Genomic DNA, 23,326 nt, shown 5'->3' with positions numbered 1-23,326 from the left:
GGCTTTGCAGAAAAAAGGACTTGGTAGAATTTGTAACAGCCCCCGGGCAGTAGTGTCCGGGGCTGTTGCGTGTAGTAGCTACCTGTGGTGATTGGAGTGGTTTTCAGGTGACGTACCAGTCGTCAAGCTCCCCTCTCCTGGGGAGAGGGGCTGGGGGTGAGGTTTTTCAGTCGCGCCGTATAAGCTAACCTGAATACTGCGCTAAGTAGCGTCCTTTTGCGTAAGCGGCGATACCTTCACCACGTTGCGCACGGCTGTGCCTTTACCTTCTGCCACTATTTCGCTCCATGAAATCATTTCCCGTCCGTCGGCTACTGGCTTCGGTGCTGCTGCTGGGCGTGGCGGGAGTGCTGGTGGCCGTGTGGCTGTTCGGCACGGAGTACGGGCGGCGGCGCATTGCGCAGGAAGTGCGCCAAGGCCTCACGGCGAATTCGGAACTGGTGCTGGGGCCGTTTGAAGTTGATTTTTCGCCCTGGCGCGACTTCCCGCACCTCACGGCATCCCTGCACCACATCAGCCTGACCGACACCTCGCACCAGCGGCGGGTGCCGGTGCTGCGCCTGCAGCGAGCCGACATGCGCCTGGAGCTGGCCAGCCTGCTGCGCGGCAACATCCACATCACCCGGTTGGTGATAACCGACGTGGACTTCCGCGAGCGGGTAGATTCGCTGGGGCGCTCCTGGGGCCTGCGCGGCAAGCGCCGCAAGGGCACGGGCGCCCCGCCCGCCCTCAACCTGGACTTGCAGACGCTGGTGGTCAACAATTTTCGTTTCAGCTCACACAACGGCTACTCCCGCAGTGCTTTTGGGGTGCGGGTGCGGCAGGCGCGGCTCAGGGCCCGGCTGCAGGGCGGCGTGCTGCGCGTGGCCGGCTCCCTCGGCGGGCAGCTGAGCTACCTGCGCACCCGGTCTGGCACCTTGTTTGAGCGCGAGCCGGTGCAGGCCTGGGTGCATTACAAGTACACTTTTGAGAACCGCCAGGGCCTGCTGTACCAGACGCGTGCCACCCTCAACGGCGACACCATTCGGGTGACCGGCACCCACACCGTGGACCCCAACCAGCCCGTGGGCACCCGGCTCCAGCTGAAATTCATTGGCAACCAGCCCCTGACGGAGGTGCTACACGCCGCCCTGCCGCCCCGCCTCGAACCCTACCTGCTGGGCGCCACCAGCCCCAGCAAGGCCCACATTCACTACACCATCACGGGGCTGAGCGGGCCCACCGTCACGCCCCGCAACGTGCTCACGTTCCGGCTGCGCAACGCCAGCCTGCGGTGGCCCGAGCCCGCGCGCCGCATCAACCGCTGGGACCTGCAGGGCACCTACGACAACGGCCCCGCCCACAACATCAAATCGACGGTGCTCACCCTGCAGCGCTGCCGCATCTACTCGCCCGTGGGAAAGCTGGACGTGGCCCTGACCCTGCAGGATTTCAGCCGCCCGTATGTAAACGGCCATTTCCGGGGGCGCACCGAGCTGCCGGGGCTGGCCGCCGTGCTGGCCCCTAGGCAGATACGAGCCCGCGCCGGCATCGCCGACCTTGACCTGCGGGTGCGCGGCCTGCTCCCCGCGCCGGCCGGCCGGCCCTATCCGGGACCACCGCAAAAGGGACTGTCGCTGCGCGGCACGCTGGCCCTGCGCGGCGCGGCTTTTGGTCTGCCCCGGCGCGAAGCCGAGCTGACGCAGCTCAATGTGCAGATTGGCCTGCGGGACAGCCTCTGGCGCCTCTCGAACGCGGCCGGTGTGCTCAATGGCATGCGGTTTCGGGCCTCGGCCACCACCACCTACCTCTACGACTACCTCAACAACCAGCACCCCACGGCCAGCATTCGCGGCACCTTCTCGGTCGATGAGTTGCGGCTGGACCGGCTGCGGAGCCTGCTGCGGCCCCTGCAGCGCACGGCGGGGCCGGGGTTTTCGCCCAGCAGCCTGCCCAAGCCGCCCGGGGCCCGCGCGACCGCGCCCAGCTGGCCGCCACCTTGGGCAGCGAGCTGATTCCGCCGGGCCTGCTCCTGAACGTGGACCTGCGCTGCCAGCGCCTGCTATTGGCCACCGACACGCTGAACGACCTGGCCGTGACCGTGCGCCACGACGGGCAGCGCGTGCAGCTGCGCAACCTGGCCGGCCGCGTGTGGGGCGGCCGCGTGCAGGGCCAGGTAGAATGGCCCACCGACCCCGACAACCGCGTGGCGCCGGTGCAGTACCAGCTGGGTATTCGCTTCGCTACACTCGACTACGAGCAGTTTGTGGCCCACCTCCGAAAGCCCGAGGCTCCGGTTGCGCCCGCCAAAGGCAAAGGCGCGGCCATGCCCGCCCTGCGGGACTTGCTGCTGGCCGCCAACGGCCGGCTCAGCATCGACATCGGCCACGTGCAGCTGCCCGGCGACCAGAGCCTGCGCGACGTGCAAATGCGCCTGCAAAAGACCGGGGAGCTCCTGCAAATGCCCGTCCTGCGCTTCCGAACGCCCGAAGGCGGCAAGGGGGAGGCCACCGCAACCGTGCAGGTGGAAAACCTGCGCTTTGTAGCCGCCGATGCCGACGTGACCCTGCGCTACGCCACCCTGGACGTGCCGCGCCTGCTGGCCCTGGTGGCCAGCCTGACCACCCCCGCCAGCGCGGCCCCCACGGCCCGCACCCAGGCCCGGGCGGCCCGGCGCGCCACCCGCAAAGAAGCACAGCAGAATACGTCCATGGTGGCAAACGGGGTGCTGAGCGCGGTGCTGCGGGTGGAAGCCGACGAGGTGCGCTACGCCGCCATCAGGGGCACGCGGTTTCGGCTGGTGTCGCGCTTGCTGGAGGGCGAGGCCCAGCTCGACAACTGCACCTTTGATGCTTTCCAGGGCCGAATCAGCCTGCGGGGGCAAATGCTCAGCACCGCCGACCGGGCGCATCACCCCGCCCAGGCGCAGGTGCAGCTGGAGAACCTGCAGCTCTCGCCGCTTTTTGCCACCGCCAGTGCCATGGGCCTCAACGTGCTGGGCGGCGACAACATCCGCGGCAGCCTGCGCGGCGTGGTGGACCTGCGCACCAACCTGGGGCCCACGTTTCTGCCCGACCTGCAAACTACTGTGGGCTACCTCAAAACCGATTTCCGCGACCTGGAGCTGCTGAACGTGGAGGTGCTGATGGAGGCCCTAAAGTTTATCAAAGCCGAGCGCAGCAGCCATCTGGTTTTTGAGCCCGTGAGCAGCCAGTTCATTCTCACCAATGGCCAGCTGCTTATTCCCGGCCTGCGCCTGAACAGCAACATCAGCAGCCTGGAAGTGAGCGGCCGCTACGGCCTGAACGGCCGCAGCAACCTGTTTGTGGGCCTAAAACCTCTGCAGGCCCTGTTTGGCAACAACAACAAGCGCGTGGAGCGCATCCAGGAAGGCGAGCCCAAACGCAACGCCGACCGCAAGCTCACCTACATCAACCTGCGGCGCGACGCGCCCGGTGAGAAGTACAAGGTGCGCTTCTTCCAAAAGGGCGAGCAGCGCCAGGAACAAGCCGTCCTGCGCCAGCAGTACCGCGCCCTGCTCCGCACCGAGCGGCTGGACACCACCATGCGCCTGGGGCGGTAGGCAGGCTTTGCCTCTTGCAGAGTTGAAAGAGCCAGTGGGTTCATTTCTAGACTACCCACTCGTGCAGGTGTAAACTGGTACCAACATCAGCCTCCTGCTGAGCTTCCCATGCAGCCTGGTTACATCCAATGTCACAAAACGCTTGTTTTTTCGAGCGAAAACAAGCTCCCAGCGCTACTTTTAAGGAAAAATATTCAATTATATTATTATTTTATATAACTATTATTATAATATTTCAAATATTTGCATGTCTAAAAAACACGCTACATGTCCTTTCCTGCGCTACCCTGACTGTCTAGCTTTGCCCGCATCGACTGGAAGCAATTGCTCCCTGCGCTACTGTTCTACACCTTGTTCATTTTACCACCTACCCCTCCACGCTTGACTGTATGAAGTCTACCCCCCCCCCCCCCCCCCGCCGTTACTTCGGCGCGCGCTCCGCTCACCGCTGGCGTTAGCCCTGCTGGCGGTTTTCTCGCTGGTGAGCGGCTGCGAACCGCCTGAGCTGGAGCCCTCCTCCACGGGCATCACGGCGGTCTCGGATGCCCGCCGGCAAACCACCGGCGTCAACCCCTTCTCCGTAGCGCTGATGCGTCAGGCATACAAGAGCCTGAAAAATCCGAAGAAAGAATCTGCGGCACTGGCTACCACCCGTCCGCAGCGTGGCAGCGGCAGAACCGCTGCGTCGTCATCGTCCGCCGTTGAGCCGGAATCGCCCTCCGACTGCCTGGAGTGCCCTCCTCCCTCCGACCCAACCCCCACCGACCCAACCCCCGTGCAGCCCACGCACCTCTACCTGCGCTTTAAGGCCGACAATACCAACCAGTTGGCCGACCTGGAAGACGCCGGCCTCCGGCTCTCCTGGGAGCCGCTCGACGAGTCGGTAGCCGCCAACACCACCGTGGATTTCCAATCCGAAAACATCGCCTGGATTTACACCGTGGTGCCCACCGGCACCCCGCTGCCGGCCGGTATCCCGAGGGAGCAGATTCAGGAGCTGTTCCTATTCAACGCCGAGGACGGTGATGCCCAGGACGTGGACCCCTGGGAGCCCGCCCCCGACCCCGGCCCGGCCGAATGCCAGACCCAGTACGACCCCTCGTGTAATTGCTACCTGCAGTGCCCCGTGGCCCGCACGGCTTCGGCCAACAAAAAAGGCAAGCTGACAAACCAGGCCAAGGCCACCCAGAAGCTGAAAGACGCCGGGGTGTCGCCGCTGGCGCTCTACAACGAAGCCATGCGCCTGAGCGGCAACCCCGACGAGGTAATGGAAGGCAAGCTAGCCGGGGCCCAGGCCCGCCACCGGCGTTACAACCCCAGGGGCACCGTTCGGGTGGAGGACACCGACCTAGGCATGGTGCCGCTGCGGGGCGTGAAAGTGGAATCGCGGCGGTGGTTCCAGTTCGGCAGTACCTTCACCGACAACCAGGGTGGCTTCTACATCGGCACCAGCTACTCCAACATGGCCAAGCTCTCCCTGGAGTTTAAAAACAGCCTAGCCACCACGCGGGGCATCATCAGTGGCGTGCGGGTGTGGCAAGCCGTACTGCCCATCAACGCGGAGCTCGGCTCGTACTCGGGCACATCAATGGAAACGGTGCTGTATGACATCAGCTTCCAGGGCGGCCTGGACAAGCGCGAAAGCAAAGGTGCCTCGACCTGGACCGCCGCCACGCTCTTCAATACGCTAGCCGACGAGCAGACTTTTGCCGCCGCCCGCGGCCTGCCCGCCCCGCCCCAAAACCTGAACGTGTGGCTCTTTCCCTATTTCCCCAAATCCAATGGTGGGGGCTCTGGAGCGGCGCCCATGCTCCGCAAGATGGCGGGCACACCCAACTCTGGCCAGATAATCGATTACCTGCTGATAGGGTCGGGAGCGGCGGGCAGCAGCATCGCCCTGCTCCGGGCCGTACTCCAACGGCAATTTCCCGATATCACTATCCGCTACTCCGGCGACCAGGGCGCGCTAGCTTCCCACCAGCTCCAGCCGCTGCTGTACCACGAGTTGGGCCACGCCCAACACTACGGCCAAGTGGGCAACGACTTCTGGACGGGGTACATCGCCCACATCGTGCAGCACGACGGCTACGGGGAGAAAACCGACTCGGGCTCCGGCCGCATCGCCATCAGCGAAGGCTGGGGAGAGTACGTGCAACGTCTGTTCACAATTAATAAGTATCAAGGTACTAACGCTGGAATTAGGGCTAGTGACGCTCTAGACTACTTGGATCAACAAGTCCCATCAGATGTCAATGGAGTAGCCTATAATCAAGGATGGTTTGTCTATGGAATGTATCACGATATGACCGATAACACACCTGAACCCACAGGCGTTATCGACAATGTAACGGCCTACACCCCTGTAAGCATATTTCGGGGTTTACAATCCGATGTAGTCTCCGTTCGAGGCTACCAATCGAAGGTAAATGCTCAGACCAACGGCTTGCAGTCTTTTGAAGTGGGTCAGCTAGTAACATCTTACCGTTGGTAAGCATGATACACCTAAACCACATTATTGGCTTGTGTCTGTTGCTTTCGCTGGTGCAATGTGGTGAGAAGCCCAAGGGCCCCGTGGCCGTGCCCGTGGGTTTTCTGCCGGAGGTCACCATCATGCCCAGCGCCCGCACCATGCAGCGGGGCGACACGCTCTGGCTGGATATGAACTGTTCCGACTCGCTGCTCGATAGGAACAGCGGACGGCGCTTTCGGGTCCGGCCCCAAGATGTGGCTTTGCGGTCGTACATTGCATTCCAGCGACTCGAAGGTATTGGTCGGTTGCCAACCAACATCGCCCCAACGTTTCGCTTGGTTGAGCAGGTGGGGCGAGCTGTAGTAAAAGGTTCCTTTAGCGCTAGTTTTGAGCCGATATATGACGGTAGTCGCTACCGCGCTCGGATTGGCTTGATTCCGACCCAAACTGGTATTACGGCCATCGTTGTTAGAATGGTTCCTGTGGACGATACCCGGGCGTTTGGTCAGTTCCTTCCCTTTATATCTCTACCTACGGACGCCGAGGGACGCGAGCAAAAGGCTGTACTGGATGACTCTTTTTACGTTGTCAACGGTGGCAAAGCCAACAACTTCGACTTGTTCGCCCAGCACACCCGCGCCTTTGCCCTAGAGCCCGGCACTCCGCAGATACAAATAATCTACGAGCAAAAGAGCACCTTCACCGTGGAAGTGAAGTGAGCCGCCGGCCCGGCCCGTAGCCCCGAAAAGGCGCCGTTCGCTCGAACGGCGCCTTTTTGCCTATCTTCCGTCCTGTATTTCTATTTTCTATCATGCGCCTGTTGCTTGCCTCGTCGTTACTGCTCTCCTTCTTCGGCTGCGAGAAAGAAAAAGGCCCCGTGGCCGTGCCGGTAGGCTTCCTACCGGGGGTCACTATCACCCCACCGCCCGCACCATGCAGCGCGGAGATACACTCTGGTTGGAAATGAACTGCTCCGACTCGTTGCTTGACCGCCACAGCGGACGCCGGTTTCGCGTCCGGCCCCAAGACGTGGCTTTGCGGTCTGGGTTATTTTTTCAGCAGTTACCGGGAGTTGCTCAAGAGCCAACCGGCACTGCACGGACGTTTCGTTTAGTCGAACGTATCGGCCGAGCCAGTATAGGCGGCGGTTCTACGGGCTCATTTGAACTGGTACACGATGGTAGGCGCTACCGGGCGCGTATAGGCTTGGTTCCCACCCAAGCCGGCGTGACTTCCATTTCACTGCTCTTTGTGCCCACCGAAGGCACAAAGGCTTTGGGGCGGTTTCTCCCCTTCATCTCCTTGCCGCCCGACGCGGAAGGCCGGGAGCAAAAGGCTGTGCTCGATGACTCGTTTTACGTTATCAACCAAGGCAAGACCAACAATTTCGACCTGTTTGCCCAGCACACTAAGGCCTACTCCCTTGAGCCGGGTATACATGAGGACCAAGACATCTATGAGCAGCAAAGCACCTTCACCGTGGAAGTGAAGTGAGCCGCCGGCCCGGCCCGTAGCCTTGCAAAGGCGCCGTTCGCTCGAACGGCGCCTTTTTTCCCATCTTCCGTCCCGTTATTCTCCTCTCTTTATGCGCCTGTTGCTTTCCGTGCTGCTACTGCTCGCCTTCTTCGGCTGCGAGAAAGAAAAAGGCCCCGTGGCCGTGCCGGTGTGAAGGTGAAGTAAGCCACGTCCCTATCTGCCAAGCAAAACGCCCCTGTCGCTTTCCAGCGACAGGGGCGTTTTGCGGTTGCAATTTCTCGTTATTTCAGCCCGTCGTTGAGCACGGCCACGGCTTCGGCCAGGGCGGCGTCTTTGCGCAGGGGCTTGAGGAAACGGGCGGCGCGCTTGGCCACGGCCGAGTCGCCGGGAGCCGGGCGGGCATCGGCCGTGAGCGTGGTCACGTCCAGGGACGGCAGCGCGTTTTGAGCGGCGGTTTGCTGCTTGTTGGCGTCGCGGGCCTGCTGCTGGGTGGCGCGGTAGGCCGCCAGGTTCAGCGACAGCGTGGTTTGCTTGCGGCGGATGGTGGCCCGGTCGGCCGCCTCCATGATGAGGCGGAAGCCAGGGCTGGCGGCCACCCGCGCGGCGCTGGCCGCCCGTAGCTGCTCCACCGACGTCACCGTATTGGTGGGCTGGTAGGTGGCGGGTGCAATCTCATCCCATTTCAGGGCGTATTCGGCTTCCTGCTCGCCCTTGGCGAAGGACGTGAGGGCATCGGGCAGCATGATGTCGGGCACCACGCCCTTAAACTGCGTAGAGCCCCCGTTCACGCGGTAGAATTTCTGCAGGGTGAGCTTGAGCGAGCCGAGGGGCTTGAGGCCCTTCAGGTCCGGCGACACGGCCCGGTCGAGGTCGAACACCTGCTGCACCGTGCCTTTGCCATAGGTGGTGCTGCCCATCACCACGCCGCGCTTGTAGTCCTGCATGGCCGCGGCCAGAATCTCGGAAGCCGAGGCGCTGTACTTATTCACGAGCACCACCAGCGGGCCGCCGTACTGCACCTGCGGGTCGGTGTCGCTCAGGGCTTCGGCGGGGTTGCGGTTGTCTTTCACCTGCACCATGGGGCCGGTGGGCACGAAGAGGCCGCCCATTTCCACGGCGTCCTGCAGCGAGCCGCCGCCGTTGTAGCGCAGGTCGAGGACCACGCCGGCCACGTTTTCCTTGCTCAGCTTGGCCAGCTCAGCTTTCACGTCGGTTGCGCTGCTGCGGCCGCCTTTGCGGCCAAAATCGGCGTAGAAACCAGGCAGGTGAATGTAGCCGTAGTTGCGCCCGTCGCGCTTGATGATGGCCGACTGCGCGTAGGTTTCCTCAATCACCACCACGTCACGGATAATGGGAATGACCACGGTGGCGCCGTCGGGCTTGCGCACCGTCAGGCGCACTTCGGTGCCTTTGGGCCCGCGAATCAGCTTCACGGCTTTCTCAAAGCGCATGCCCTCCACGCTCACCGGCTCGGCGGCGCCCTGGGCCACGCGCAAAATCACGTCGCCCACCTTCAGCTCGCCCTGCCGGAACGAGGCCGAACCGGCCACGATGTCCGTTACTTTCAGCTTGCCTTCGTCTTCCTGCAGTTGGGCGCCGGTGCCCTCCAGGCGGCCCGACATGGCGATGTCGAAGTTGTCGCGCACGATGGGCGCAAAATACTCAGTGTGCGGGTCGTAGGTATTGGCAATGACGTTGGCAAACTCGGCCAGCCGGTCGTCGGCATCGTTCTGCAGCTGGTCGGCAAAAGACTCGTCGTAGTACTTCAGCACCCGCTTGCGGGCGGCGGCTTCCAGCTCCACCGGCGTGCGCAGGCGCTCCGACGTGGTGGAGGCGGCCGCGCCTACTTTGGTGACCGCCAACGGCTTGTCTTTTTTGCGCGCCTCCTCGTCCATCAGCTCCGAGAGCTGGGCCAGGGTCTGGTACTTCAGCAGCTTGCGCCACTGCTCGCGCTGAGCGGCGGGCGTAGCCGCGAATACGGCCTTGGTGGGGTCGGTTTCCCAGGTTTCCTGCACCGTGAAGTCGAAGGGCTGGGCCAGGAGCTGGCGGTACAGCACCTGAATTTCGAGGGTGCGCTTGGCCAGTATCTGGCTGGTCACGTCCAGAAACTCGTGGGTGCCGGCTTTCAGCTGGTCGTCAATCTTGGTCTGGAAGCGGCGCAGCTGCGCTACTTCGGGCGCCAGCAGCAGCTGCTTGTTCACGTCTACCCGCTTGAGGTAGAGGTCGAACACGCGCTGCGAAAACTGGTCGTCCAGCTTTTCGGGCTGGAAGTGGGCCATGCTCAAGCCCTGCAGCATGGTACCCAGCACCACCTGGTCGCGCGGGGGCGTGCCCTGGTACACGGAGTAAGAAGCCAGCCCCAACAGGGCCGCCGTAGCGTACAATCCTAGCTTAAAACGGGGTACTTGCATGCGAGAAAGGATTTCGGAAGAAAGAAGTATGAACGAGCGCCGGGGGTTGGCCGCGCCCTGGCAGGAAGCACTTGCTGCGCCAAAGGTGACAACTGATATGCTACAATCGCACCAAATAGCATTATAAAGTCCCAAAGGGACTAATAAGGTTGCGAAAAGCAGCTACACCACTACTAATATATCTCTAATTACAAAGGCCCGCCATTTGGATAGCCATCCGGGGTAATTGGCACAACCAAGTTTCCCCGGGAAAAGTCGCATTTCCAGCATTTTGAGCCTAGGACGTTGGTTGTAGCGCGGAGCGGTGCTTCGCGCTACAACCTCGCAGCTGCTGCAATACTTCGGCTGCAATAAATGCCCTGCTAAAAGCCCAGCGGTAGCTGGCGGCCGGCGGCTGATGTCACGTCGCTCAGGTTGGAGAGGAACACGCCCAGCAGCCGCACGCCTTTGGGCAGCGGGAACAGGGTTTCGACTATTTCCCGGCACAGGCGCTCCAGAACCGCTAGGCTGGCAATGCCGTCCACGGTGCTGCGGCTCCGCGTTATTTTCTGGAAATCAGCATATTAAAGCACTCAGCGTGAGGTACGACGAGCAATTCCGGATTCCCTTTATCAAGCAAGCCATAGCAGCGGCCGGTGGCAGGCTCACGCTTTACGCAAGCCCCTGGAGCCCCCCGGCCTGGATGAAGGACAGCGGCAACATGCTGCGCGGTGGCAAACTGCTGCCCCAGTACCGCCGAGCCTGGGCCAACTACTACGTGAAATTCATCAAGGACTACGAGCAGCAAGGCATCCCAGTCTGGGCCCTCACGGTGCAAAACGAGCCCATGGCCATCCAGAAGTGGAAGTCCTGCATTTTTACGGGTGAAGAGGAACGGGATTTTATCAAGGGCTACCTCGGGCCCACGCTGCAGACAAGCGGGCTGGGAAATAAGACGCTCATTGCCTGGGACCACAACCGGGACCTGCTGTACCAGCGCGCCAGCGCCGTGCTCGACGACCCGCAGGCAGCCACGTACGTGTGGGGCATTGGCTACCATTGGTACGAAACCCGGACCGGCAGCGCCATGCTCTTCGACAACGTGCGGCGCGTGCACGAAGCTTATCCCGACAAAAACCTGATTTTCACCGAAGGCTGCGTGGAGAATTTTAAGCTGGACCGCGTGGGCCACTGGGCCTTGGGCGAGCGGTACGGCATGTCGATGAGTGGCGATTTCAACGCCGGCACTGTGGGCTGGACCGACTGGAACGTGCTGCTCGACGAAACCGGCGGCCCCAACCACGTAGGCAACTTCTGCTTCGCCCCCATCATCACCGACACCAGAACCGGCAAGCTGCTATACACTAACGCCTACTACTACATCGGCCACTTCTCCACATTCATCCGGCCCGGCGCCCGGCGCATCAGCTCCTCCTCAAACCGCGACGTGCTGCAAACCACCGCCTTCCGCAACCCCGACGCAGCCTAGCCGTGGTGGGGATGAACCAGACCGACAAGCCCCTGGATTTCCAACTCTGGATAGACGGCCAGGCCGCCAAAACCACGTCGGCCGCCCATTCCATTATGACCATGGTGCTGTAAAGCTGTTGGTAAAGCACTTACGCTTTGCTTTTCTAACTTTATTTCCCTCCGCGACCCCTGCGGGAAATACTTGTTCAACTACCGTGCGTGGGTACTGTGGTAAAAGCTATCAACGCATTAATGCCGTTAAAGCTCGGGGGATGACGCTCGCCCTCCTACCCCATTTTGGATGTTGCAGCGGGCTTTTTCACGGCGGCTTTCTTGCGGGCGTCTGGTTTTTTACGCTTGGCTTTTTTGCGACGGGGCGGCAGCCGCTCGCGTTCGGCTTTGCGCTCGGCGCGCATGAGGAGGCGTTCGGGCAGGCGGGCAATGAGGCGGTCGCGCACGAACTGGGCCAGGCAGGAGAGCGGCACCGTGGTGGTGGTGCGCAGGAAGTGCCCCACCTCACGGCTGCGGAGCGTGCTCACGCCGGCCAGGCCCCGCGCCATTAGAAACTGCTTCACCTCCTCCAGCAGCAGCAGGTTGGCCAAGGACGGGCGCTCTACGGTGGCGTTGTAGCCGGCGGTGCGGTGGGCACGCAGGCCTTCGGGCGAGGCCACCAGCACCCCCACCCACTCGGGCAGCAGGGGCAGCAGCTTGAGCAAGTGCTTCTCCGTGACCACAAACGTCACGAAATCATACACTTCGCCGTAACAGCGCAGCTGGTTGGCCACGCGCTGCAGGGTGTCGCCGTCGCCTTTCACCTCGTAGCCGTGCATGAAGGCCGGCGTGATGTGCACCACATCGGCGCGGGTGGTGCCGGTGGGCAGCTCGTCGACGTACACGCCGCCCGTGAGCAGTGGGTAGAGCAGGGCGCGGATTTCCGGGTCGTTCATAGCAGCCCCAAAAGTAAGCTGGGCCGGCCTGACAAGTTGGATTAACCCCATAAAAAGGCGTTTTCCAAATCAAGTATGGGCTTAGGAAGCAAACCAAGTCAGCGGGACTGTTGACGAAGTAAGTTGAGGAGCAATTTACAGAGGTTCTCGTAGCGATGATTAAAGCGAAATGCAGATTCTTTGAGATGCCGCGAAAGGGGGTGTTTGGGCACGCCCTTGAACTGGTGGGGGCGGGCCTTGGTGAAGCTCCAGAAAGGACTCGATGTCGTTGATGTGCGAAGCCCCCTGGCCGCACGCATCCTGGCCGTGGCGCACTCGAAAATGGCGGTTGAATCCTACGTCCACCAGCCCGTCGTACCCGCGCCAGCCGTCGGTGTTGACCATGGCCGCGACGTCAATTTTGCCACCAATAATGGCTTGCAGCATCTTTTTCGAGCAATCCGGGACGATTTCGGTGTAGACCTGCCCGCCGCGTTTGAACAGGCCAAAGACGATGGTTTTGCCGCCCGCGCCCCGGCCGCGGGCCGAAGTAGCTTTCGTCGAGTTCGATGGCCCCGGCCAGCTCGGCCGGCGCGGGGCTCCACGCCAAGAATCGGTGGCGCAGCCGCAGGTAGAGCGCGTTGACGGCGCGGGTGCTCAAGCCCGTGAGTTGGGCCGCAGTCGAGGCCGTCAAATCCAAGGCAAAAAGCCGTAACAAGTAGCGAAATTTGACCTCGGAAATTTTGCTACACTTATAATAACAGTTAACAATTTGCATAACAGTAAGTTACGCCCTGTTTTCAGGTTTTTGCTTCCTAAGCCCCATGATTATTAGCAAATAGGCATCATGGAAATTTTGTCCCGCAACAAAGAAATAGTCCCCGTAAACAGCTATTTGTTAGCTACTTACAGGGACTGTTTGTGGGCCCACTCGGAATCGAAACACCCGAACTACCTGCTACCTAATCTACCTTAGAAACACCTCTAGAGCGGTTCCTGAGGGGTTCGGGGTTCGGATAGGAACGTCTAAAACCGGGGCAAACCGGAAGTTTTGTCCCGCAACGTGTCCCGCAAGAATTGTAGGCAGTATATTCGCCTACACACTTTCCGGGCTAGGAAATGCTAAGAACCAAATACTATCTGACCCGCGCCGATGGCGACGGGCCTACGGCGCTATACGCCGCCTGTTTCCTGGAGGGGAAACGGAAGAAAATCTACTTGCCGATAACGGTAGTGCCCAGCGAGTGGGACGCGACGAAACAAAAGTTTCGGCGTAGCCGCACCAACTGGAGCGAGGACAACACCCTGCTAGAGTTTCTGGCCAAAGAGCTAGACAAAGCCGCAACCAAGCTAGCCGCGCAAGGCACCCCGGCCACGCCCGACGACCTGCGGGCGCTGGTAGGCAAACTAACGGGGGCCGCCGCGCCGCCGCCCGCGCCTGAGGGCCTGCTGGTGCAACTCGCGGCCTGGATTGAGGAATGCCGCCGCGACAAAACGCCCAGCACCATCAAAAGCTACCGTACCCTGGTGGGCCACCTCACGGCCTACGCTAAGATACGCCGGCTCAATCTGCAATACACGAGTGTAGATGCTGACTTTGTGGAGGGGTTCAAAACATACCTATTGAAAACGGTAGGCATTGCCAACACCTCAATAAACAACAACATCAAATACCTAAAGGCATTCCTGAACGCCATGTTTGAGCAAGGCAAGCATGAGTTTGCCCACTTCAAACGGTTCCGCAAGCTGGAGGCCGCGCTACCTGAAGTAGTGTACCTGACTGCTGCTGAAAAGAACCGGCTGTTTACCCTGAACCTGGAGCCGCTGCCCTACCTGGAGCATACGCGGGACGTGTTTCTATTTGAGTGCGAAACCGGCTTGCGGTTTTCCGACGTGTACGCCCTACGCCCTGAGCAAGTGGGCGAGGGGTTCCTGCTACTCACCACCCAAAAAACGGCTGACCTGTTGCGGGTGCCTCTTTCGCCGTTGGCGCAAAGCATACTTACTCGCTACGCTGGCCACCGCGAGGGCCGGGCCCTACCGGTGAAAAGCAACCAGAAAACCAATCAGGACTTGAAAATTATTGCCCGGCTGGCCCGGCTCAATACTCCCACCACCACCACCCAGCACCGGGGTAGCGAACGGGTAGCCACTACCCGCCCGAAGCACGAACTAATATGCACCCACACCGCCCGCCGCACCTTCGTAACGCTCGCGCTGGAGGGCGGAATGCGGCCCGAAACCGTGATGCGGATAACCGGCCACAAAGACTATAAGACGCTACACCGCTATCTAAAGATTACGGATGCCGTGGTGCAGGATGAATTTGCCCAGTACGTAGAACGTCAAAATACGCCGTTGATGCGGGTAGCTGTATAGAAAACATATGAACGCCAGCGAATTTCAAACCCTTAAAGAGCGCCTTGATGAAGGCATGAGGCAGTATAAGGATTATGCTTATGCTGAGGGAGTGTTGCATTACAGGCGAAATACTGGACGCGACTCCCTACCAATGGAACCAAGATTAGACAATTGGGAAAAGTGGCTAGAACACGACTTGCCAGTCTACTATGGGCCTCTATACACGACCTGCTTAATCACATATTTTGGAAATTGCGATGTTTATATGGTTCGTCCTTATCTCAACAAACAGTGGAAACATATTGATATTATAGATTTAGAATATCTAAAAGGTGTATTTGCTGAAATCCGATTGCGAATTGTCGAGGCTTCGACATCTCTACTTGGCAGGAAGAACTACTATTGCTCGATACTTGACAGATTTGTCGACTGTGATAAAAGAGTAGTCGCCAACTGCGAATTAGCTGAGTTATGGCTGGAAGAAAAACGGCAGTCTATGAATCAAACCAGCATTCAACTCCCTAGCCCGGTTAGAAACGACCCCTCAAGTCTCAACTGGACCGGTAGTGTTGCCGACCTAGCAGAGCTACTTTATCGAATGGCTCGCGGTGGTTTTATCGACCTCGCTGCCCACCGGGGGCCCGATGGAAACCTATCCGCATTGTGTCGGCACGTATGCCAACTGTTTCAAGTGCCACCCACCGCGAGTAAAAACGCTGCTACGGCACTCTCTACCTACCTCAGCAAGTTTACCCCTGAGCAACTATCTCAAGGCCACGTAGATGAGGAAGTACTTAGTAAAGCAAACGGCCGAAAGCCCAACAATGCGAATACCATACGACTGGCTAATGTCTTGAACGGATTAGATTCGACTAGAGCGGCAGCAGCAGAATCAGGAGAGGGCTAGGGCAACGTTTAGGGCGGGTTAGGGTGGGTTAGGTTTTCGGTTCGCCCTTTACCCGGCCCTCCTTTGCCTTAGTCAATCACTAACCCCCTGACTGATGGCAAACCTACTGATTCTGGCCGATAGCCCGGCCACGTTCCGCGAGCTGCTGAGCGAAACCCTACGCGAGCTGCTGCCTACTATGGCAGGCCAGACCGCCCCCACGGTGGGCCCTGACGGGCCGGCCGGCAAGTTGCTCACCATGCAGGAAGCCTGTGCGGCATTCGGCATAAGCAAAACCACGTTGGGAGACTGGAAAAAACGTGGGCTTGTGCCGTTCGTGCGGCTAGGCCGCCGCGTGTACTTTGAGCGCGAGCGAGTGCTGGAGGCGGGGCGCGCCCACCAGCGTTACCAGCACCGCAAGGGCTAACCCGGGCTAGGAAGCTATGCAACATACCCGCCGCCTCGCCCGTCTGGCCGCCGCGCCCCGCGCCGCCCGCCACGCCTATGCACCTAGTTCTCGCGCCCACCGCCTAGAGCCCTTGCCCGGCTCAACCCGGCCACCGCGCCGGCCCCGCCGCCCGGCCGGGGCTCCTACGCCCGGCCGCCGCCCCGCCGTGGCGGTGTATAGCCACGCAACCAGCAGCTATATGGCCAGCCTGAACGGTACAACGCTGGAGTTTGAACTATTCAGCCAGCCGTGCCCCTTACCGTCCGACCTCACGGCTTTTGAGGTGCTGTATATGTGTCGGCCCCAGGCCCGCTACACCGATAAGCACCAATGCGAGATAATGCTGCAAAGCCCCCGCAAGGAATTTCTAACGGGGCTGCGAAACGTAGAATTGCCTCAGCAGTTCGGCACGGCAGGGGTAACGGCCCTATTAGTGGGCGACTACAAAGCTGACCGCCGCGACCGCGCCCTAGTGGGCCGTACCCTGGCTGTGGCCTATGCCAAACCGGGGCAGTACGACACCCGTCCCGGCTGGCTGGTGCTAGTGATAGGGGAACGTCCCTATAGCCCACGGCACCGCGAAGCCAACGCCCGCGCCGCAGTGGGCCTGCTGCGCGAAGTGCTGCGCGACTTGCCCGGCTGGCTCGCGCCGCTGCTGGCCGGTGAAGCTGCAGCTAGCGAGGGCGCGGAATAGTCCGGAAGTGGACCGAATTCAGGCTCTCGACAAAGGCAGCTAGGCCCAGCCCTGTGCCCCTACCCTTTCAAGGACATAGCAGACGAATAACAGACGAGGCAGGCCCGCTAGCGCACCGAGCACCGGTTGCTCACGCCCACCTCAGCCCCCCCCCGAAACGAAAAAGGCCGGCCCCCACCTGAGCGGGAGCCGGCCGGTAGCGGGCTGTTTCGGGCTAGGAAGCTGCTACCACTACTTTAACTCAAAGATACACCCGGCCCGGCCGCCGCCCGGCATACTCTTTTGCCCGTGTATGACTTTTTGCAATTCCGATTTGACTTACCGCCCGGCACTGATGCCGAGCGCCTGCTGGCCACCGCCCCGGCCCTGGCTGCTGCCGAATATGCCACGACTACCGGTGGGACGGGCGGCCCACGCCTGAAAGCCAGCTACCGGGGCTTACGCCTCGACTATTGGCCCGACCTACGCCGGGGCCGGGTTCGCGGCTCGCTGCATTCGTTCGCCTACGGCCATAACGCCGGCCCCTTTCCGGCCGCCGCCGTGGCCCTGGCTTGCCGCGAGCTGGCTGCCGCCGTGGGCGTTGCGCCTGAGCTGCTGGTGGTGCAACGGCTGGAGGCCGGCCTGAACCTGACACTACCCACCGCGCCGCGCCCGATACTGGAGGGGCTAACACAACACAAAAACCGGCCGTTCGTGGCCGTAGTGCCGCCCGCCCGTGCGCCGCGCCCGCTGGAGTTTGTGGTGTTCCATACGGACTACCGATTGAAAGCCTACGATAAGGGCACCTACGCCCGCCTGAGCAATGCCACCGCCCCGCCGTGGGCACCGCTATCGGGGCTGCTGCTACCGGTAGGGCTGGCCGGCAATCTGGCCACCCTTTGCCCGTGGCCGGGTACCGGCACTGCATTACGGGACCAGTACGCGCCCGCGCCCGTGCGCGAGGAGCTGCTGCTGGATTCCCGAACCGTACAAAACCGTACATTTCACGGGGTTGAATTGCCGGCCCACCTGCTACGGCTGGAGGCGGTGTACTTGCGGGCGCGGGCCCTGATACTACCGGGGCTACCGGGCCCGCTCACCCTTGCCGACCTACCCGCACCGGGCACCCTGGCTATCTTTGCCCAGCACCTACGCCGCCTGTGGCTGGAGGTGCAACACCGCGCCGTTATGGAGTTCCCGCCCAACCTCACCCCTAACGAGGCCGCCCTGCTGGTGGCCGGGGCAATGCCTGAGTATTGGAACGCAATCCGACCCACCGCCGCGCCGGCCACCTACAAACGGGCGCGGGCCAAATACCGCGAGCTACGCGCCGCCCAAACCCAACACGCCGGCCCCCACCCCCTAACGCCGCTGCTGGAGGCTGAGTTGCAGCCGTGGCTCGCGCCAGCCGATGTATACAAATGCTGACATTTTCGCGCCTGTGGGCCGGGCGTACCTTGCCTTAGAACAGGGCACAACCGGGCCGGGACCGGCCCGACGCAAGTATCAAAAGTGATACCTGTTTCCGACCTTGTTATCAGTTGGAAACCGGCCCACCCGCGCCACCCCAGTAGCACCGTCCGAAAGGCAATAGCAGGAACGCAACAGGAATGCGAGCGCCGCAAGGATATACCGAAACGGTACCCCCTTTGCCACCGCGAGCAACCGCTGGAGCGCCCCCCGGCCCGCCGTAGAATACGGACGTTGACGAGCAACGCCGCCGTGAGCAACAGCAGTAAGTCAGCAGTAACCGGGCTGATTGACTCGCCTGTAAATAACAGGGAAATAACAGGGAAACAGCCCATCCACCCGCAAGGAATAAACCGGGTTTTTCGGCCTATTTCAGACAAAAGAAAAAAGGGCCGCCGCGCCGCCCGATTCCTCGACATTTCTCAACATTTCGCGCCTGGATTGCTGGCCCGATGCCGAGGCCACGGCCGGGGGGGTAGGGGGCTTAATTCCTTGCCGGCCCGCTGGTGGCAACCATTGCCTACCCGCTCAGGTGCATTCGTGCATATTTCAACCCCAAAAGTCCCTCCCGCTGCTGTCTCCTGTTTTCTGGAGTATTCCCTAAAGATTTCGATTACCTTAGGCCAGCCGTTTCTACCTACACTGCGCGGCTAATTCCTTTCTTCCGTGACCTACCCTGAATTTGAGGCCCGCTGGCAAGTATCCGGCGGGGCCGAACGTGCTAACTACGGCCTGTTTCTGACGGACTTTTGCAGCCTGCTAGGTGTGCCCAGCCCCGACGCTACCACCGACGACCCGACCCAAGATGCCTACGTACTGGAGCGGGCCGTGACGTTCGACAACGGCGCGGGCAAAGGCACCACCGGCCGGATTGACCTATACAAACGGGACTGTTTCGTGCTGGAAACCAAACAGGGCACCACCAAACGCACCACCGAGGTACAGGCCGAACGCGCCAAGCTAGGACTTAGCAACCCGAAGCTACGCAAGGGCCACGCCGTGCGCGGTACGGCCGCCTGGCAGCAGGTAATGGAATCGGCCCGCCAGCAGGCCCTTGGCTACGTGCGGGCGCTACCGGCCACCGAGCCGCGCCCGCCCTTCGTGATTGTATCCGATGTGGGCTACTGTTTCGATGTGTACAGCAACTTTGCCGGGGTAGGCGACAACTACGCGCCCTTTCCCGATTCGCAACGGTTTCGGGTGCTGCTACCGGAACTGGCTGATGAGAAAACCCGCGAGCGGTTCCAACTCCTATTCACCGACCCGCAACGGCTCGACCCCGCCCGCCTGGCTGCCAAAGTTACCCGCGAGCTAGCCGGGCAGCTGGCCCAGCTATCGGCCCAGCTGGAGCAAGCCAACCACGGCACCGAGGTAGTGGCTACGTTCCTGATGCGGTGCCTGTTTACGATGTTCGCGGAAGATACTGAGCTGATTCCGGCTGATTCGTTCAAGGGCCTGCTGGCTGACTACGACACCGACAAACGCCGGCCCGACCTTCCCCACGCCCTCGCAAGCCTGTGGCAAACGATGGATAAAGGCGGGTTTGCCCCTACGCTGCACACCTCAATCCGACAGTTCAACGGCAAGCTATTCCACGATGCCACCGCCCTACCCCTATCGGCCGCCCAGGTGGAACTCCTACGCCTGGCCGCCGCCGCTGATTGGACAACCGTAGAACCGGCCATTTTCGGCACCCTGCTGGAGCGGGCCCTCGACCCCCACGAACGCCACCGGCTAGGGGCCCACTACACCCCGCGCCGCTACGTGGAACGGCTGGTAGTGCCCGCCGTGCTGGAGCCCTTGCGCCGCGAGTGGGCCGCCGCCCAGGCCGCGAGCGCCCAGCTACACGACAACGACAACGACAAAGAGGCGCGGGGCGAGCTGGTGAAGTTCCTACGCCGCCTTACGTCGGTGAAAGTGCTAGACCCCGCCTGTGGGTCAGGCAATTTCCTGTACGTGACGCTGGAGCATCTGAAACGGCTGGAGGGCGAGGTATTGGCCGCTATCAATGCCTACGGGCAAACAGGCCTACTCGACCTCGCCGGGGGCACCACCGTAAGCCCGCGCCAACTCCTAGGGCTGGAGCTGAACCCGCGAGCCGCTGCGATTGCCGACGTAGTGCTGCGAATCGGCTACCTGCAATGGCATATCCGTACCCACGGCCTCACCCAGCTCGCCGAGCCGCTGCTGGATGACTACCAAAATATCCGGCACCAAGATGCCGTACTTTCTCACGGCACCCCCCGGCCCCGCCTCGATGCCCAGGGCCAACCCGTGACGCGGTGGGACGGGCGCACCACCCGCCCCAACCCGGCCACCGGCCAGGAAGTACCCGACGAAACCGCCCGCGTAGCCGTGCAAGACTATCCCAACCCGCACCCCACGTCGTGGCCCGATGCTGATTTCATTGTCGGTAACCCGCCGTTTATTGGCGCGTCCCGAATGCGCGACCTGCTAGGCGACGGGTACACCGAGGCCCTACGCAAAGCCTACGCGGGCCGGGGCGTGCCCGAATCGGCCGATTTTGTGATGTACTGGTGGCACAAGGCCGCGCTGGCCGTGCGCGACGGGCACGCCCTCCGGTTCGGCTTCATTACCACCAACAGCATTAAGCAGACCTTCAACCGGCAAGTAATGCTCCCCTTCGTGGGCGGCGACAACGCCCCGTTACAACTCAATTTTGCCATTCCCGACCACCCGTGGGTAACGAGTGAGGACGGGGCCGCCGTGCGGGTAGGCATGACGGTAGCCGACTGTACCCGCCCCGGCCGGGCGTGGGGGCAGTTGCTCGCGGTGAAAACCGAAACCCGCCCCGAAGGAGACGACGCGGCCGATGTATCATTCACCGAGCAACAGGGCCGCATTCAGCCCGATTTGAGCATTGGGGCTAATTTGGACAACGCTCGCCCACTCAAAGCCAATGATAAGCTGGCTAACCGTGGCATGCAGCCTATGGGGCTAGGGTTTATTATCTCAGCTACCCAAGCAGAGGGACTAGGGCTAGGCAGTATAGAGGGATTAAATAATTATATCCGTCCCTACATGAACGGCAAGGATATAACTGACACCCCACGAAGGGTCTTTGCTTTAGATTTTTTTGGCTTGTCTGAAAGCCAAGTCAGAAACGAATTTCCGGCAGCTTTTCAACATATACTAGAGAAGGTCAAACCGGAACGCGAGCAAAACAATCGTGCTTCATACAAGAAGAATTGGTGGATTTTTGGAGAGGCTAGAGCGAGTTTTAGACCTGCTTTACAGGGACTCGAAAGGTATATCATTACGCCGCGCGTAGCGAGGCATAGTTTCTTTCAATTTCTTGAAAAAGCTACCCAGGCTGATGATAGGCTTGTTATAATTGCACTAGATGATGCCTACTATCTAGGGATATTATCGAGTCATATACATGTTATTTGGTCGTTAGCAGTTGGTGGAAGATTAGGTGTTGGCAATGACCCATCTTATGATAAGTCCCGCTGTTTCGACCCTTTCCCCTTCCCTGATGCTACGCCCGCCCAGCAGGCCCAAATCCGCGAGCTAGCCGAAACGCTAGACGCGCACCGCAAACGCCAGCAGGCCGCACACCCCGGCCTCACCCTCACCAACCTATACAACGTAGTCGAAAAGCTACGCGCCGGCCAAGCCCTCACCCCCAAAGAGCAAACCACCCACCAGCAGGGCCTCGCCTCAATCGTGCTGGAGCTACACCGCGACCTAGACGCGGCCGTAGCCGCCGCCTACGGTTGGCCCACCACCCTACCCGATGCCGAACTACTAGCCCACCTGGTGGCCCTCAACCGCGCCCGCGCCGCCGAGGAAAAAGCCGGCACCGTGCGCTACCTACGCCCCGCCTACCAAGCCCCCGGCCACCAGCAAACCGGCCTCAACCTCCCCACTCAGGTAGCTACTGAAACCGCCGCCGCCGTGGCCCTGCTACCGTGGCCCGCCGAACTGGCTAAACAGATACAAACCGTGCGCGACGTGGTAACCCAGGCCCAGGCCCCGCTCACCCCCAAACAGGTAGCCGCCCGGTTCGCCGGGGCCGGCCCCGCCAAAGTGCAGCCCATACTCGATACCCTAGCCACCCTATCGCTGCTGCGGTGGGTAGAAGCTGAAAACGCCTACGCGGCATAGCCAGCCACCACCCCCAACAATCGGAATACAATCGGAATAGAGAACCCGACAAAACCAGACAATTCGCCCTACACCCGCAACCCCGCAAAATATGCCCACAAAGCACGTTTTGCGGGGTTTTGCACTGCAATAGTACCCGGTTTGTGTCGTAACTTCCCTAAGGATTTCGGTTACCTCAGTAAACCCCGTAGATTATGCCCAGAATGCCCAATTTTCCCACCACAGCCGACGAATGCAAAAGCCTCTCGATTGCCTTTCTGCGCGAGTCGGGCCTGCTACGGCCCGGTTTCCACGTCACTACCCTACGGTTCAGCTGCAACGGCCAGCCCACGGGTAGCGTCGGGCTGGAGGTGAACCTGGTGGCCGATACCACGCCCTACGTGCGCCTGCACTACACCCTCGACAAAACCACGAACTACGATTATCGGATTCCGCTGGAGGCGTTGGCCAGCAACTTACCCGGCCACGGCCACCGCACCGGCCGCTACCAATTCCGCTGCCCCGTGTCGGGCCGGGGGGCTACCGTCCTGTATCTACGCGCCGGTAGCAGCCACTTTGCCCACCGCGAAGCCTACCCTACCTACCGCCTCTATTACGATTCCCAACTAACGCCCACCAGCATTCGCGCCCTGGTGGCCCCCTACGCTATCGAGCGCAAGTTGGAAGATGCCTATATGGCCCGCTACAAAAAAAACCGTAAAACCCACTACCGGGGCAAACCTACCCGCTGGTATGCCCAGCTGATGAAGCTGGAGGCCAAAGCCGAACGGGCTACCCAAACCGGGCTCGCGCATATTCGAAACGGGCTTTTCTAGGCACTTTCTAGAGCAAACACAAAATTTTGTCCCGCAACGTGTCCCGCAAGCAAACAAAAAGGTCTGCAAGATGCTAATTACTAGCTACTTACAGACCTATTTTGTGGGCCCACTCGGAATCGAACCGAGGACCTACTGATTATGAGTCAGTTGCTCTAACCGATTGAGCTATGGGCCCGTTGCCGGAGGCAGTCATCTTTCACCTCAACCTTCGCCGTTGCCAGCCCTCCAACAGCACAAAAGTACGA

Annotated in this window: 15 protein-coding genes, 1 tRNA gene and 2 pseudogenes; 13 read left to right on the top strand and 5 right to left on the bottom strand. The window is 61.0% G+C overall.

Annotation, left to right across the window (positions count from 1 at the left end; genetic code table 11):
* Positions 1–287: 287 nt before the first annotated feature.
* The 5 genes from BEN47_RS13425 (at position 288) to BEN47_RS13405 (ending at position 7,526) form a co-directional block, all read left to right on the top strand.
* Complete coding sequence (locus tag BEN47_RS13425) at positions 288–1,994, top strand: AsmA family protein (RefSeq protein WP_070728907.1); 1,707 nt, start codon at positions 288–290, stop codon at positions 1,992–1,994.
* A complete protein-coding gene (locus BEN47_RS13420; RefSeq protein WP_070728906.1) occupies positions 1,979–3,562 on the top strand; it encodes an AsmA family protein in 1,584 nt (527 codons plus the stop codon). The genes BEN47_RS13425 and BEN47_RS13420 overlap by 16 nt, the downstream gene beginning before the upstream one ends.
* 481 nt (positions 3,563–4,043) lie before the next feature.
* Positions 4,044–6,053 carry a hypothetical protein gene (locus BEN47_RS13415; protein ID WP_070728905.1) on the top strand — a complete coding sequence of 670 codons (2,010 nt, stop codon included), beginning with the start codon at positions 4,044–4,046 and terminating at the stop codon, positions 6,051–6,053.
* Between the two features lie 2 nt (positions 6,054–6,055).
* The gene (locus BEN47_RS13410) at positions 6,056–6,751 is read left to right on the top strand and encodes a hypothetical protein (RefSeq protein ID WP_070728904.1); all 696 of its coding nucleotides are present in this window, start codon (positions 6,056–6,058) and stop codon (positions 6,749–6,751) included.
* 508 nt (positions 6,752–7,259) lie between these two features.
* On the top strand, positions 7,260–7,526 hold the full coding sequence (locus BEN47_RS13405; RefSeq protein WP_070728903.1) for a hypothetical protein: 267 nt from the start codon (positions 7,260–7,262) through the stop codon (positions 7,524–7,526).
* A 263-nt stretch (positions 7,527–7,789) separates the two neighbouring features.
* On the opposite strand, the gene BEN47_RS13400 is transcribed toward BEN47_RS13405, so the two are convergent.
* Positions 7,790–9,919 carry a carboxy terminal-processing peptidase gene (locus tag BEN47_RS13400; RefSeq protein ID WP_070728902.1) on the bottom strand — a complete coding sequence of 710 codons (2,130 nt, stop codon included), beginning with the start codon at positions 9,917–9,919 and terminating at the stop codon, positions 7,790–7,792.
* Between the two features lie 362 nt (positions 9,920–10,281).
* A pseudogene (locus BEN47_RS21805) lies at positions 10,282–10,470 on the bottom strand (DinB/UmuC family translesion DNA polymerase); the annotation flags it as partial.
* 26 nt (positions 10,471–10,496) lie between these two features.
* On the opposite strand from BEN47_RS21805, the gene BEN47_RS13395 reads away from it, so the two are divergent.
* Complete coding sequence (locus tag BEN47_RS13395; protein WP_204378325.1) at positions 10,497–11,387, top strand: glycoside hydrolase family 30 protein; 891 nt, start codon at positions 10,497–10,499, stop codon at positions 11,385–11,387.
* Between the two features lie 268 nt (positions 11,388–11,655).
* Here the strand turns inward: BEN47_RS13395 and BEN47_RS13390 are convergent, their stop codons facing one another.
* Together BEN47_RS13390 and BEN47_RS13385 are read right to left on the bottom strand one after the other, a co-directional pair.
* Positions 11,656–12,315 carry a sce7726 family protein gene (locus tag BEN47_RS13390; protein ID WP_070728900.1) on the bottom strand — a complete coding sequence of 220 codons (660 nt, stop codon included), beginning with the start codon at positions 12,313–12,315 and terminating at the stop codon, positions 11,656–11,658.
* 98 nt (positions 12,316–12,413) lie between these two features.
* Positions 12,414–13,072: pseudogene (locus BEN47_RS13385) on the bottom strand (IS1595 family transposase).
* A gap of 341 nt (positions 13,073–13,413) precedes the next feature.
* Here BEN47_RS13385 and BEN47_RS13380 point away from each other — a divergent pair.
* From BEN47_RS13380 to BEN47_RS13355, 7 genes are all read left to right on the top strand, one after another.
* On the top strand, positions 13,414–14,673 hold the full coding sequence (locus tag BEN47_RS13380) for a site-specific integrase (protein WP_070728899.1): 1,260 nt from the start codon (positions 13,414–13,416) through the stop codon (positions 14,671–14,673).
* A gap of 7 nt (positions 14,674–14,680) precedes the next feature.
* Positions 14,681–15,562: a hypothetical protein gene (locus BEN47_RS21030; protein ID WP_125921672.1), complete on the top strand. Its 882-nt coding sequence runs from the start codon at positions 14,681–14,683 to the stop codon at positions 15,560–15,562.
* Between the two features lie 94 nt (positions 15,563–15,656).
* On the top strand, positions 15,657–15,968 hold the full coding sequence (locus tag BEN47_RS13375; protein ID WP_070728898.1) for a helix-turn-helix domain-containing protein: 312 nt from the start codon (positions 15,657–15,659) through the stop codon (positions 15,966–15,968).
* A 16-nt stretch (positions 15,969–15,984) separates the two neighbouring features.
* Complete coding sequence (locus BEN47_RS13370; protein ID WP_125921671.1) at positions 15,985–16,683, top strand: hypothetical protein; 699 nt, start codon at positions 15,985–15,987, stop codon at positions 16,681–16,683.
* A 288-nt stretch (positions 16,684–16,971) separates the two neighbouring features.
* The gene (locus tag BEN47_RS13365) at positions 16,972–18,090 is read left to right on the top strand and encodes a hypothetical protein (protein ID WP_070728896.1); all 1,119 of its coding nucleotides are present in this window, start codon (positions 16,972–16,974) and stop codon (positions 18,088–18,090) included.
* A gap of 708 nt (positions 18,091–18,798) precedes the next feature.
* Positions 18,799–22,263: a class I SAM-dependent DNA methyltransferase gene (locus BEN47_RS13360; protein WP_070728895.1), complete on the top strand. Its 3,465-nt coding sequence runs from the start codon at positions 18,799–18,801 to the stop codon at positions 22,261–22,263.
* 203 nt (positions 22,264–22,466) lie between these two features.
* A complete protein-coding gene (locus tag BEN47_RS13355; RefSeq protein ID WP_070728894.1) occupies positions 22,467–23,078 on the top strand; it encodes a hypothetical protein in 612 nt (203 codons plus the stop codon).
* Positions 23,079–23,182: 104 nt separating this feature from the next.
* Here BEN47_RS13355 and BEN47_RS13350 read toward each other — a convergent pair.
* Positions 23,183–23,256: transfer RNA gene (locus BEN47_RS13350), tRNA-Ile, on the bottom strand.
* Positions 23,257–23,326 lie beyond the last annotated feature (70 nt).

This window comes from Hymenobacter lapidarius (genome assembly GCF_001816145.1).
GTDB classification, from domain to species: domain Bacteria; phylum Bacteroidota; class Bacteroidia; order Cytophagales; family Hymenobacteraceae; genus Hymenobacter; species Hymenobacter lapidarius.
The sequence above is the reverse complement of the archived record's forward strand: the minus strand, read 5'-3'. Positions and strand labels throughout refer to the sequence as shown.